Source organism: Sphingomonas sp. Ant H11, assembly GCF_000797515.1.
Lineage (GTDB): Bacteria > Pseudomonadota > Alphaproteobacteria > Sphingomonadales > Sphingomonadaceae > Sphingomonas.
Genome location: NZ_JSBN01000117.1, coordinates 26,733 through 39,435 on the forward strand (window position 1 = coordinate 26,733; position 12,703 = coordinate 39,435).

14 protein-coding genes are annotated in these 12,703 nt (G+C 62.7%); 7 read left to right on the forward strand and 7 right to left on the reverse strand.

What is annotated here, in order from left to right; translation table 11 throughout:
* Window positions 1-520: 520 nt before the first annotated feature.
* From NW75_RS18465 to NW75_RS18475, 4 genes are all read left to right on the forward strand, one after another.
* On the forward strand, window positions 521-1,102 hold the full coding sequence (locus tag NW75_RS18465) for a recombinase family protein (protein WP_033966719.1): 582 nt from the start codon (window positions 521-523) through the stop codon (window positions 1,100-1,102).
* A gap of 225 nt (window positions 1,103-1,327) precedes the next feature.
* Entirely contained in the window at window positions 1,328-2,005 is a 678-nt protein-coding gene (locus NW75_RS18470) for a ParA family protein (RefSeq protein WP_033966697.1), read from the forward strand.
* Window positions 2,002-2,352 carry a hypothetical protein gene (locus NW75_RS24680; protein WP_147035687.1) on the forward strand — a complete coding sequence of 117 codons (351 nt, stop codon included), beginning with the start codon at window positions 2,002-2,004 and terminating at the stop codon, window positions 2,350-2,352. Before NW75_RS18470 ends, NW75_RS24680 begins: the two co-directional genes overlap by 4 nt.
* 162 nt (window positions 2,353-2,514) lie before the next feature.
* On the forward strand, window positions 2,515-2,868 hold the full coding sequence (locus tag NW75_RS18475; protein WP_033966698.1) for a hypothetical protein: 354 nt from the start codon (window positions 2,515-2,517) through the stop codon (window positions 2,866-2,868).
* 432 nt (window positions 2,869-3,300) lie between these two features.
* Here NW75_RS18475 and NW75_RS18480 read toward each other — a convergent pair whose 3' ends face one another.
* Entirely contained in the window at window positions 3,301-3,570 is a 270-nt protein-coding gene (locus NW75_RS18480) for a hypothetical protein (RefSeq protein WP_033966699.1), read from the reverse strand.
* 583 nt (window positions 3,571-4,153) lie between these two features.
* Between NW75_RS18480 and NW75_RS26900 the strand changes: the two genes are divergently transcribed.
* The 3 genes from NW75_RS26900 (at window position 4,154) to NW75_RS18495 (ending at window position 7,079) form a co-directional block, all read left to right on the forward strand.
* A complete protein-coding gene (locus NW75_RS26900; RefSeq protein WP_231565315.1) occupies window positions 4,154-4,492 on the forward strand; it encodes a hypothetical protein in 339 nt (112 codons plus the stop codon).
* A 383-nt stretch (window positions 4,493-4,875) separates the two neighbouring features.
* The gene (locus NW75_RS18490) at window positions 4,876-6,000 is read left to right on the forward strand and encodes a relaxase/mobilization nuclease domain-containing protein (RefSeq protein WP_231565316.1); all 1,125 of its coding nucleotides are present in this window, start codon (window positions 4,876-4,878) and stop codon (window positions 5,998-6,000) included.
* Window positions 5,997-7,079 (forward strand): hypothetical protein, encoded by a 1,083-nt coding sequence (locus NW75_RS18495; protein WP_052192509.1) that lies wholly within the window; start codon window positions 5,997-5,999, stop codon window positions 7,077-7,079. The genes NW75_RS18490 and NW75_RS18495 overlap by 4 nt, the downstream gene beginning before the upstream one ends.
* Window positions 7,080-7,121: 42 nt before the next feature.
* Here NW75_RS18495 and NW75_RS18500 read toward each other — a convergent pair whose 3' ends face one another.
* The 6 genes from NW75_RS18500 to NW75_RS18525 form a co-directional block, all read right to left on the reverse strand.
* Window positions 7,122-7,457 carry a hypothetical protein gene (locus NW75_RS18500; protein ID WP_033966703.1) on the reverse strand — a complete coding sequence of 112 codons (336 nt, stop codon included), beginning with the start codon at window positions 7,455-7,457 and terminating at the stop codon, window positions 7,122-7,124.
* Window positions 7,454-8,122 (reverse strand): ZIP family metal transporter, encoded by a 669-nt coding sequence (locus tag NW75_RS18505; protein WP_197057877.1) that lies wholly within the window; start codon window positions 8,120-8,122, stop codon window positions 7,454-7,456. The genes NW75_RS18500 and NW75_RS18505 overlap by 4 nt, the downstream gene beginning before the upstream one ends.
* 58 nt (window positions 8,123-8,180) lie before the next feature.
* The gene (locus NW75_RS24025) at window positions 8,181-8,399 is read right to left on the reverse strand and encodes a hypothetical protein (protein ID WP_221204854.1); all 219 of its coding nucleotides are present in this window, start codon (window positions 8,397-8,399) and stop codon (window positions 8,181-8,183) included.
* A 144-nt stretch (window positions 8,400-8,543) separates the two neighbouring features.
* On the reverse strand, window positions 8,544-8,876 hold the full coding sequence (locus NW75_RS18515) for a hypothetical protein (RefSeq protein WP_033966705.1): 333 nt from the start codon (window positions 8,874-8,876) through the stop codon (window positions 8,544-8,546).
* 6 nt (window positions 8,877-8,882) lie between these two features.
* A complete protein-coding gene (locus NW75_RS18520; RefSeq protein ID WP_033966706.1) occupies window positions 8,883-12,125 on the reverse strand; it encodes an efflux RND transporter permease subunit in 3,243 nt (1,080 codons plus the stop codon).
* Window positions 12,122-12,703, reverse strand: a 582-nt coding sequence (locus NW75_RS18525; protein ID WP_033966724.1) for an efflux RND transporter periplasmic adaptor subunit, incomplete at its 5' end; no start/stop codon positions are given. The genes NW75_RS18525 and NW75_RS18520, both read right to left, overlap by 4 nt.

Sequence of the window (12,703 nt, forward strand, 5' to 3'; positions counted from 1 at the left end):
AACACCCGGTTCCGAAGCGATGACGCGCCCAGCGGGCGCGTCACCGGCTTCTTGGGAGGCGTAGATGTCCGGTTGCACACCAGAAGACGACTTCCCGATGCCCTTAGGATCGCGTTCGCCCCTCAAAACTGATGTGCCTTTGGCACTGATGAGGATGGCGCTAGCGATCCTTGACCGGGACGGCCGGCCGGTGCCGGCGTGCTATTTGCAGCAAGCAATCGACAGCTACCTCGACACCCCTCCGGCACAACCGGGACCTCAACTCGATGCTGAAGTGAACGCCTGGTTGGAACGCAACCCACGGATGCTCGATTGAAATCGCGCTTGTCCGAAACCGATCGGTTTCGGACGCGACAACCAAAATAATGGATTTGTCCGGTTCATATCTGTCCGAAACCCCTGTCCACAACTGTCCGTCACAAACCCCCCCCCAGAAACGTCCGAAACTAAAAACCTCTTGTGACTTTCGGACAAAAGCCCGAGAATGTCCGAAAGTAGACTTAACCACGGAGTTTCGGACGTGCTGATTGGGTACGCTAGGGTTTCAACCCATGAGCAGGACGTTCGGCTTCAGGTGGAAGCTCTCGAGGCCGCGGGCTGTACCAAGATCTTCACGGACGAAGGCGTGACTGGTGCAGCCGTCATTAAGCCGGAGCTGGTAAAGGCCCTCGCCTATGCTCGTGCCGATGAGGACACGCTTGTCGTATGGAAGCTGGATCGCCTCTCTCGATCCATGCGCGATCTCATAGAGACGGTGCAAGCCATGAAGGCGCGAGGCATTGGTCTCCGGTCTATCAAAGAGGCCGTGATCGATACCAGTAGCGCAGCGGGAAATCTCATCTTTCAGATTTTCGGAGCTTTCGCGGAGTTCGAGCGGGGCACAAATCACGAGCGCACGCTGGCCGGAATCGCTGCTGCGCAGCGTGCCGGCACCAGATTTGGGCGCCCGCCGAGCATCAGTGATGCACAATGGGCGAAGGCGCGCGAGTTGTTCAAAGCAGAGCCTCCTGCCCGGATCGCCGACATCGCGACGCTGCTTGGGGTTAGCCGACAGGCAATCTATCGCCGCCTCGAACGCGAAAACCTCAGCCTTCCTGACTGATGCCTCGGCGCAGTCGCCTAGCGCGTCAGGAACATGCAATTACATGTAAAGGCTTTTACATGACTGTAAATGCCATTGATGGCAATGCATTTTCTAGACAGGTACAGGAAATCATTGCCTGGGCCTGTCAATGACAGTAATACCCTTACCTGCATAGAACGGCACAGGAATGGTCGTTCATGCAATTGCATGTACGGACATGTATTAGCATGTAAGGGAATAGAGATGGCTGTTATCGCGCTCGCATCCTCAAAAGGCGGTTGCGGGAAATCGACGACCGCAATCGTCCTCGCGGGCCAGTATGCCGAGCAGGGATACCGGGTCACGATCATCGATGCTGATCCGAGAGAGCGTATCGTTCGATGGGCAGCAGCGGGGGAGGTGCCTGAAGGCATCATCGTCACCAAGGCCGATTATAAGACCCTTCCAGACGCGATCCGGCGAAACGAGGATCAGAGCGACGTTGTATTGATCGACGTTGAGGGTAGCGCAAACCTGAGCGTCTCGATCGCCGTCGGACACGCTCACTATGTGGTGATCCCCGCCAATCCGTCAGCGGCGGATGTCGAAGATGCGATCGACATGGTTCGCCTGGTTCACGACATCGCCGAGCGGTCGAAGCGTCCACCGTTGTACGCAGTCCTATGGACACGCGTTCCAACAGGCTTCCGCACCAGAGAGTATCTAGCCCTTGCCAAGCAGCTTGAGGAGGCGGCGGTCCCCGTCTGCGAAGTGTCCCTATCGGAGCGCTCGGCGTACAAAAGCCTCATCTCCTACAGCACCACTCTCGACCGCCTGCCGGCCGACGAAGTTCCCTCGCTGGATAAGGCAAGAGCGGAGAGCCGGGCGCTGGCTGACAGCATCAGTGCCGCCATCATCAACGCCCAGGAGACCGCAGCATGAGCGCCGATACCAAGCCCCAGCGCCGCTCTCTAACGGGCGGCTTGGGCGCGATCCGAAACACGCCCTCCGAAGAGACGAGCATCGACCAAGCGGCTCGGCCTACTGCGCCAAAAGGCTTTGATAGCGTGCCGGTGCCTGTTGGCGAGGTTGATCGCCTGCGGGCAAATCAAGCGCCGGAGGCACCACGCCGAGTAAGAGGGGGAGGGCGATCGATGCCGTTCTCATTGAAACTGCGGCCCGATACGCTCGAGTATATCTACGCCATCGCCAACGATAGAAATATCCCGTTAGCCCAGGTTATCGAAGAGCTGGTGGATGCCCATTCCAAGGCATTCCCGACCCGATAGAAGCATCATCCCTACGCTTGGTTATTCGCGATTCAGGCTGATGTTAAGCGCAAAATGACACACTTGCTGTTTAGGTAGGCGAATGGGTCAAATGGCGGGGACGATCGGGCTTTGCTCCCACCGGTCGCCCCCTAATCACAACCCATCACGGAAGGATGGCTTATGACTGACGAGACCGTAGCTCGCCACGGGGAGCGGGGGAATACCGAATGGACGGAAGCCGAGGCTCGCTACAGAACCGCCAGCGAGGCACTTGAGGAAGCGACAAATCAGGCCAGCGGCGGAACCGGCGACGTCAATGATGCGGCAGTGATGGCTCACGCTGCTGCGGCGCGCGCGTTGATCGAAACACCGGCGACACACCTCGCTCACATCGCGGTAAAAATCCGAGCTGCCGACAATCTGCTCGGCCTAACCGCAAGCTATCCCGAGCTGCCGAAGATCCTCCTCGACGACATATTTGGACTGCTCGGCTTATATGATCCAGACGGGGCTGCACTGCCGCCAAGCATATAACTCCGTAGCAATGCCAGGCGGGATAGTGACACGTCCTGTCGTTGACCAACTGGTGAAGCGCAGCGACGGGCGAGGGTGGTCGCCTCGCGCAGTCATTGATATCCCGACGCCTGATAGCTTTCTGGTTCGCTGACTGACGATGCGCTATTCGTAACCGTCGGGCGTCAACGGATGACGCGGCGCACCCTGACCTATGCGAACGTAGTGTGCCAAAACCAAGGCGGCGATTAGCGCTACGGCGGCCAAAAACATGGCGCGAAAACGAGCTATCAACGAGCAAGATTGCTAAGAGGAAGGTGACGATCTAGCCGCCGCGCCGCCTTTGATCGGGTCGATGACGAAGGCGGCGGAATTGGCGATGGTGGGCGGTAAAAGGCGACGACCGTGGCAACTTGGATAACGAGACCAGGCCGAGGTAGTCACCCCTTGGCATCACTCCTTTCCAAGCGAACCAAGATGAGCGGCTACCGCTGAGCCGCCAAAAGATGCGATGGCGTTGGCGATCAAGCGAGCGTCCGCCTTTCCGAGTTTCCTGATTTTCACGCGATCCAGCGCCGCAAGAAGCGTGGGACGGCCTGCATCTCGCTCTTCCTCCTCGACCTCCTTAGCCTGAACATCGAGCTCCGCAATCTGTGCGAGAAGGCGGTCTTTCTGTGCCTGGATCGATGCTAGGTCATTCGGCTTCGATGATGTGCGGGCCACGGCGATTCCTCCGTTTTTCGATTGAGGGGTGAGTTAGTTCATGTCGGATTACATGCGACATTGCTAGGCTTGGTCACACCCTATCGCCGTATGGGGCTGCAACTTGGACGCATGAGACCGGACCGGTTGGGCAGGGGCACCACCCGGGCTGCGATCGTCTGACGGGTCGATTGGGGACTGCCCCATCCACATACACCCCACTCCGCGTCGTTGAGATTGGTTCGATTGCAGAGTTAGTCATTTAGGGGTATATGGATAAAGGAAGAGGGATGGCAGGATATGCCTCATGGCACCAATGTCGGACACTGGTTTATGAGGCGCCGCTGCACGGGGCTTGAGTGATGAAGGTAACAGTCAGGCTTGGTGATGATCTTACGTCAGAGATCGACCGCATCGCTGCTGCCAATGGGCAGACTCGAAGCGCCTGGATCTCCAACACGCTGCTCCGCTCCGTGATGTCAGATTCCAGCCAAGACGTGCCCATCCTGCCCGTTCAGGGAGGGGCCATCCAGACGACCATATCCGGGTTACAGTGCGGCTTTACCGTAGTGAGATCGAGGCGATCGATGCGGTCGCTGGTCCAATGCGTCTCACGCGCAATGAGTGGATCAAGCGTTCTCTCCGCTGGCAGCTTTGGGACAAGGCCGCCCTTCTTCGTCTGTCCCCTTCCACCCAGTCGGAGATCGTGAAGGTCCGAAAGCAGGTTCTCGCGATTGGCCGGAATATCAATCAAGCCGTCCATGCGATGAACGCAGCGAACCAGCCTGAAAGCTCTCTCGATATCAGCCGGATCGCCGCGGCACTGATCGAGAAGTGCGCGGAGGTGAAGGACGTTCTGATGGAGACACGACGTGTCCTAGCATCCTCCATTGGTGGTGAGATCGCGTACTGGACGCGGCGCGACGAGGAGCAAGGCGGGTGAGCTTTCGCTTCTCTCCTGGCACGCTAGACTCGATGGCCGGGGTGTTCGCGCCTCCGAAGAAATATCGTCTGGGAACAGGCGGTGGAAGCCCAAAGGCGCCGAAGGCTGGCGGGGCAATTCTAAGCCTGGCAGTTGCGTCCATGTTCCCCAGGGCGGCGTCGGCATCCACTACCTCACGGCCTAGTATTCAAGCGAAGGCCGCCTTCGGGGGCGGCTCGCAAACTCGCATGAGTGGGCGTGCTGTGATGGCCGCCGAGCGAACCTCCAGGCGCGTTCCCGAGGCTGTAGTACGTATCACTGGGCGGCAGCATGGCGGTGGCCATGTCCTCGCAAACTTCGCGTATATCAGCCGTCTTGGTTACGGGGATGGCAAGGAATTGGGCTTGGAAACGAGCGAAGGCGACGTTCTTCGCGACGGCCGCGATATGCAACTCCTCGCGAAAGAATGGCATGATTTCGAGATGGACGGAGACGCGAGGCGGAAGGGCGCGACGTCGATCTCGATGATCCTTTCGATGCCGACGGGCACCGATCCAGAGCGCCTCAAGGGCGCCGCGCTGGACTTCGCACGCGAGGAGTTTGCCAACCGATCGTGGGTTGCTTCCCTTCACGTCGATCGCGATCACCCACACGTCCATCTGACGATTGCCCGCCGCGATCATGACGGTCGGCGCTTCCATCCTAACCGCGACGATCTGTATCGTTACCGCCAACGGTTCGCCGAAAAGCTGCGTGGTCGGGGCATCGAAGCGAACGCAACACCGGCGCGCGCGCGGGGCATCGATCCCAAGCATGAGCCCATCGCCGCGATTAAAATGCGTAGCAAAGGACAGGTGCCCCGGCTCGATAAGTCGCGCGCGTTGCGCGCTCAGCGATATCGGGATGGGGGATCTGTCGACCCGGTGAAGGCCTTTCTCGCCGAACGACAAGCGACCGTTCGGGCGACCTATAAGCGGTCGATCCAGGAGCTCTCGTCGTCTCCTCTGGCGGCCGATCAGCTCGTAGCGCAGAGCTTAGAGCGCTTTGTCGCTACCATGCCCGAACCGCAGCCAAATTCGCTAAGTGAGGACCGAAGCCCGGTTGATCGCGGCACGCCCAGTTTGAACCGCAGTGCGGGGTCGCTACCATCCCGGGTGCCTACAACGTCGCCAATGGTCGATACCGGCGTGGATAAACTGCAGGCGCTGAACGCAAGGTTGGCGGCTCGCGCTGCGACGTCGAAGGGGCATGTTTCAACGCCGCAACCGGCGGGCGCCCCGCCATCAGACGTCAACGAGCGGATCAGGAAAGTCGTCGAGAAAGCCCGTGGCGATGCTGGCAAAACGGATCAGAACGAGCGTGCCGGCACGCTCAGTGACAGGCTGCGCGAGCTAACTGAAAAGATTGCCTCACCCGCTCAGCCGATCGACTTAAGCCGCGCCAGTGAGATTATCCGGAAGGCTGAGGAGCGTGATCGCGAGAAGCGGGAGCGTGATCGGTCTCGCGATAGGGAAGGGCCTAGTCGATGAGTGTCGATGCATCGAGCGTTGCCTTGGCAGCCATAATGGACGCGGTATCTCTCCTACGGGGAGAAGTTGCCTCGCTCGCTAGCAGCAACGTGCGCATCGAAGAAAGCCAACGCGAGATAGAACGTCGGCTCGACGCCGTGGATGCCGGGATTGCACCGCTCGTCGACCTCATCCCATTCCAGGAGGCGATCCTTGCGAGGGTGATCGAAGGTGACGACGCGACCCATAAGTGGCTCAGTCTGATCGCCCCTGTGTTGGATAGAATCGTCGAGGAGACGGATCAGCAGAAGGAGGCGATCGGGTCTTTGAACGGGCTCACTGAGCAGGTGCACCAGAACATCGAGGATGGCCAACGGGAGCTATCAGCGGGGCTAGAGATCGGCGTCGATCGGTTGGTGGGCGCGGTGGAGCAAAGTCGAGACCAACAGGTCCAGGCCTTCAAGGCAACTGGTGAGATGATTGCTTTCACCCGCGCTGCGGCGCTTGGACAGCGCGCACCGCTGCCTGCCCATGTCGAAGACAACCCTCTATTCGAACGGTATGTGCTATTCCAGCAACCCGACCTCCAATCCGAGACCCGGGCGCTTGCAGACTGGCGACGCGTCGCCCGCGGGGCCGGGACTGGCGAGCTAATCGCTATCCTGTCGAGGCAGCAGATCCCATCGCCAACCGATACCCCTGATAGTCGGCTCCTTCGATACAGGCTTGCGGCTATCACCCGAGCAGAGATCGAGGGCCGCGGTGCCTCGGCACCCGCTCGGCCGACGACCACTCGCGCTTCCGATCGGTCGGCCGCGTCTGGGTTTGCGCGATCCCAGGAGCTTGCAGCACTCTGGCGTGCTGGCGAAAGCCCCGCCTTGTATTCCGACCCGGAACTCGCCGGCGTGATCGACTTATTCGCCGCAGCCGAGCTGGAGATTAGGCCGTCGAAGGGTGATGTAACACCACCCGAACTTATATCGCTACATCGCGAACTAGCGGGCCGCGTCGAATTTGGTGAGCGACCAACCCTCGACCAACGGCATACTCGAACCGACCGCGGATCAACAGATATGATGGACCTTAGTAAAGACCGGTAGCCGTAGCGACTCGCAAACGTGGCCGCGCCTTGTTCGTTCTCTTTAGGTGGCGTGCACAGTTGTTCGGCCGGCACCCTGGTAGGTGATGATGCATGAGTAGCCGTGTCCACATCGCTTGTGCATCAACGCGATAGCCTGCCTGTTAAAAGCGCTACGCTTGCCGTCATCGTCGACAAAAATGACTTGAACCTTGGCGAAGTCGACCATGCTTAAAGGCTTCTCCGCCTTTCCCGGGCGGATTGCAGAACGGTAGGCATTCTTGCCATATACGTAGGTCACGACGATGGGATGATCGGTTTCGTTTCGCCATTGGGGGTGGATCGGACCGCATCCGACGAGACCGATTGCGATCCCGATGCTGATAAGCGCCCGTCTCACGACAACAGCTCGGCGGCTAGGATTGCCATGAAGCCGAGGAAGAACAGCGACGTCACCAGCGTCGTCTCGCCATGCTCGTGCGCGCGAACCAGCAGCTCCTCGGTGACGAGGTAGAGCAGCGCGGCGCAGCCGAAGGCGAGCAGGGTCGTGACGATCGCAGCCGGTGCCCCGACGAGCAGCGAATAGCCGATCAGCGCGGACGCGCCGAGAACCAGCGCAAGGCCGACGCAGACCGCGACGACGCGGGTGATCCGCGCACCGGTGGCGCGGATCGTGTCGGCCGCGGTCAGGCCGAGAAAGAACATCTCCAGCGCGAGCGCGGCGACGATCAGGACGCCCTCACGCGCGCCGGCCGCGAAGCCGGTGCCGATGACGATGCCGTCGATGACGCAATCGATCGAGACGGCGGCGACGAAGCCGAGCGGAAAAGCTTTGCCCTCGCTGCCGCGTTCGAGCCGGGCGGCGAGCGAGCGCATCGCGAACATCGCCGCGACACCGGCGGCGAAGCCGGCGAGCGCGGCGCCCGGGATACCGGCGTGCATGACGCCGGGTACGATCTCGGTCGCGATCGCGGCGAAGACGATGCCGGCCGCGAAATGCTGGACCGCGCTGCGCCAGACGGTCGGTAGCGAAGCAAGTGCCCCGATGATGCCGGCGGCGATCACCGCAACGGACGGGATCAGCATGAGCGCGAGAAGCTGAGTGTTCATGTAGTGAATCTCGTCAATCGATGCGGTGGCACAGGCGCAGAAAGCCGGTGTCGCGCTGGAAGGCGATGGTGCCGCCCGCGATGGTGGCGCGGGTTCTGGCGCCTTGGAATGCAGCACCCGTGCGGGGCGCGATCAGCCATTCGGTGCCGCGGCGGGGAAGCCATGTCACTGCCATGCGAAGGCCGTTGTCGAGGAAGGCGATATCGGCGCGGCTGTCGTCGTCGCACGCCACGATCTGCTGCCCGAGCGCGTGGTTCGCACGAACATGGGTATGATCGTCACGTCGGGGCGGCTCCGAACAGCCGGCAAATAACAGGCACGCGAGGAGCGCCGAAAGGGCGTGCGGTCGATCCATGACCCGTAAGCCCATCCGGCCTCATGCGGACTGCGCGGCGTCGTCACCGCGCAGGACAATGAGACCGGTGCCTTCAAGGCCGTGCGCGATCGTCCAGAAGCGGCGGAGCGCTTCTTCCTCCCCGGCGACGTCGACGATCGTGCCCTCGGCATCCTCGCTGACCGTAACGTCGTCAAGGCCGGCCTCGCCGGCGTGAGCGCGGATAGCCTGGATGGTTCGATCGATGCCGGCCCGTTCTGCCGCCTTGAGGTGGATACGCATCTTGAGCGGTCCCGAAGCACGCATAATTGTCTCTCGATTGTCGATTTGAAGGGGAGGGCAGGTGGTCGCGGCTTCGATCAAAGCCGCGACCACGCGCGCCTATTCCGCCGGTACCGGCGCGGCGATCTGGTGTCGGCGCTCCGCCATGCGTCCGGTCAACCGCGCGACCCAGGCGGTGATCGCCGGCAGGACGAGCAGCGTCAGGATGGTCGACGTGACCAGTCCGCCGATGACGACGGTGGCGAGCGGGCGCTGCACCTCGGCGCCGGTGCCGGTGGCTAGCGCCATCGGCACGAAGCCGAGCGACGCCACCAGCGCCGTCATCAGCACGGGGCGGACCCGCTCCATCGCCCCGTCGGCGATGGCCTTGTCCTCGTCCTCGCCCTCCTCGCGGTACTTGCTGATCGCTTCCATCATCACGAGGCCGTTCAGGACCGCCACGCCCGAGAGGGCGATGAACCCTACGGCTGCGGTGATCGAGAACGGGATGCCGCGCAGCAGCAGCGCGAACACGCCGCCCGCCAGCGCCATCGGCACCGCCGAGAACACGATCAGCGCGGGGATGAACCCGCCGAGCGCCATGTAGAGCAGCGCGTAGATCGCCAGGAAGCAGATCGGCACCACGATCATCAGGCGGAGGCGCGCCGATTGCAGGCTTTCGAAGGTGCCGCCCCAGTCGGTATACATGCCGGCAGGGAGCTGTAACGCCGCGATCTTCGCCTGCGCGTCGGTGACGAAGCCGCCGAGGTCGCGTCCGCGGACGTTGACCTGGACCGTCACCATGCGCTTGCCGTTCTCGCGGCTGATCTGGTTCAACCCCTCGGTGAAGTTGAACCGCGCCACCTCGCGAAGCGGGACCGAACGGGCGGTCTGCCCCTCGGCCGCGGGCAGCATGACCGGGATCGCCCCCAGCACGTCGACGTCATCGCGTTGCGCGTCAGGGAGGCGGACGACGATATCGAACCGCCGATCGCCCTCGAACACGAGCCCGGCTTCCTTGCCGCCCAAGGCGGCCGAGACGGTGTTCGCCACCTCCTCGACCGACAGGCCGAGCCGCGCCGCGGCCTGTCGGTCGACCTGCACGTCGAAGGTCGGCGCGCCGGCGGTCTGTTCGACGCTGACGTCGCCGGCCCCCGGGATGCCCTTCACCGCCGCGGCGATCCGCTGCGCCTGCTCGCCCATCTGCGTCAGGTCGTCGCCGTAGAGCTTGATCGCGACGTCGGCGCGGACGCCGGCGATCAGCTCGTTGAAGCGCATCTGGATCGGCTGCTGGATCTCGGTCCGGTTGCCGATGACGCTCTTCATCTTCTCTTCGATGCGTCGGATGATGTCGGCCTTGCTGTGGACGTCGGCCGGCCATTCGTCCTCGGGCTTCGGGATGACGTAGGTGTCCGATGCGTTGGGCGGCATCGGGTCGGTGCCGAGGTCGGCGTTGCCGTTCTTGGAGAAGACCAGCGCCACCTCCGGCAGCGTCTTCAAGGCATTCTCGAGCCGCAACTGCATCTCGGTCGACTGGTCGATCGACGCGGAGGGAATGCGGAAGTTGGTGACGGTGATGTCCTTCTCGTCGAGCTGGGGCATGAACTCCTCGCCGAGGAAGCCGAAGCAGAACACCGCCGCGGCGAACACGCCGACGCCGCCCAGGATGAAGGGCAGCGGCCGGGCGATGGCCTTCGTCAGGATCGGCCCGTAGCGCTCCTTGAACCAGCGGACGGGCTTGACCTCCGTCTCGCTGACCCGCCCCTTGATGACGATCGCGATCATCGCCGGCACGAAGGTCAGCGACAGCACGAACGCGGAGGCGAGCGCGATCATCAGCGTGATCGCCATCGGCGAGAACGTCTTACCCTCGACGCCCTGGAAGGTGAGCAGCGGGGTGAAGACGAGGAAGATGATGAGCTGCCCAAACACGGTCGGGCGGATCATCTCGACAGCCGATGCCTTGGTCGTCTCCAGACGCTCGTCGAGCGTCAACAACCGGCCTTCCTCCTGTTGTCGCTCGGCGAGGTGGCGCAGCGCATTCTCGACGATGATGACGGCGCCGTCGACGATCAGGCCGAAGTCGAGCGCACCGAGGCTCATCAAATTGCCGGACACCCCGAGGCCGTTCATCCCCATCGCCATCATCAGCACCGTGATCGGAATCACGGCCGCGGTGATGAGCGCCGCCCGGATGTTGCCGAGCAGCAGGAACAGCACGACGATGACGAGCAGCGCACCTTCGCTGAGGTTCTTCTTGACCGTCTCGATCGTCGCGTTGACGAGTTTGGAGCGGTTGTAGACCGGCTCGGCGAACACGTCGGGCGGGAGCCCCTTGTTGATCTGGGTCAGCTTGTCGGCGACCGTCGTGGCGACGATGCGGCTGTTCTCACCGACGCGCATCAGCACGGTCGAGATGACCGCTTCCGATCCCATGCGGCTCCCGGAGCCGGTACGAACGGCACCGCCGATCACGACCTGGCCGACGTCCTTCACTCGCACGGGCACACCGTTGCGGGTCGCGACGACGGCTTCCTGAATGTCGTCGATCGACTTCAGGCGAGCGTCGGCGCGGACCAGAAAGCTCTCGCCGGCGCGCCGGATATAGTTCGAGCCGGCCGACAGGTTGGCGCGCTCCATCGCGTTCGCCAGCTCGGTGATCGAGATGCCGTAGGATGCGAGCGCGTTGAGGTTGGGTTCAATCAGATACTGCTTGATGTAGCCGCCGTTGGAGTCGACGCCGGCGACACCCTCGACCGTCCGCATCTGCGGCCGGATGATCCAGTCCTGGACCGTTCGGAGATAGGCGGCCTTGGCCAGTTCGGTGGTCAGGCGCTCACCCTCGGGAGTGAGATAGCTACCGTCCGACTGCCAGCCGGGCTTGCCGTCGACATGGTCGGCGCCGCCCTTACCGTCCGGGTGACGGAAGGCGACAGAGTAGAAGAAGATTTCGCCGAGCCCCGTCGACAGCGGCGACAGGTTGGGTTGCACGTTGGCGGGCAGGCTGTCCTTGGCCTGGGCAAGCCGCTCGATCACCTGCTGGCGCGCAAAGTAGATGTCGGTCGCCTCGGTGAACACCGCCGTCACCTGACTGAAGCCGTTGCGCGAAAACGAGCGGGTCATCTTGAGCCCGGGGATGCCCGCCAGGGCGTTTTCGACCGGGAAAGTGACCTGCTTCTCGATATCGACCGGGCCGAGCGTCGGTGCGAACGTGCTGACCTGAACCTGGCGGTTGGTGATGTCGGGCACGGCGTCGATCGGCAGCTTGGTGATCTGCCACGCGCCGAAGCCGACGACGACGAGGACGAGGGCGGCGACCAGCCAGCGGAAGCGGACCGATAGGCCAAGTATGCGCTCGATCATTCGTCGCCTCCCTCGTTCTTCTCGAGTTCGGCTTTGAGGAGGAAGGCGTTGGTGGTCGCGATCGGTGTGCCGGCGGCAAGGCCATCGCTGATCGCGACCATACCGCCCGAACGACTGCCGATGCGGATCGTGCGGGCCTTAAAACCCTGCGCGGTGCGGACGAACACTACGGTGCGGTCGCCGAGCGTCTGCACCGCGTCCTGCGGGACCATGACACCCTGCTTGGCGGCGCCGCCACTGGCGAGGATACGCGCCTGGACGAGCTGGCCCGGAGCGACCGTGCTGGTGCCGGCGGTGGGGGTGATGACGACGGTGGCGGTCCGTGACTGCGGATCGACCACGCCGGTCGCCGAGCGCACCCGGCCCTCGACGGTGCGACCGTCATTGGTGGTCAGCTCCACCCGGTCGCCCTCCCGGATTCGCGAGGCATCGGCCGGGGGCACATTGGCGGTGATCTGGAGCCGGCGCGGATCGGCGACGCGGAACAGCTCAGTCTCGGCCGCGACATACTGGCCGAGATTGGCGGCCTCGCTGGTCACGCGCCCCGATACCGGGCTGACGATTGCGACCGATCGGCC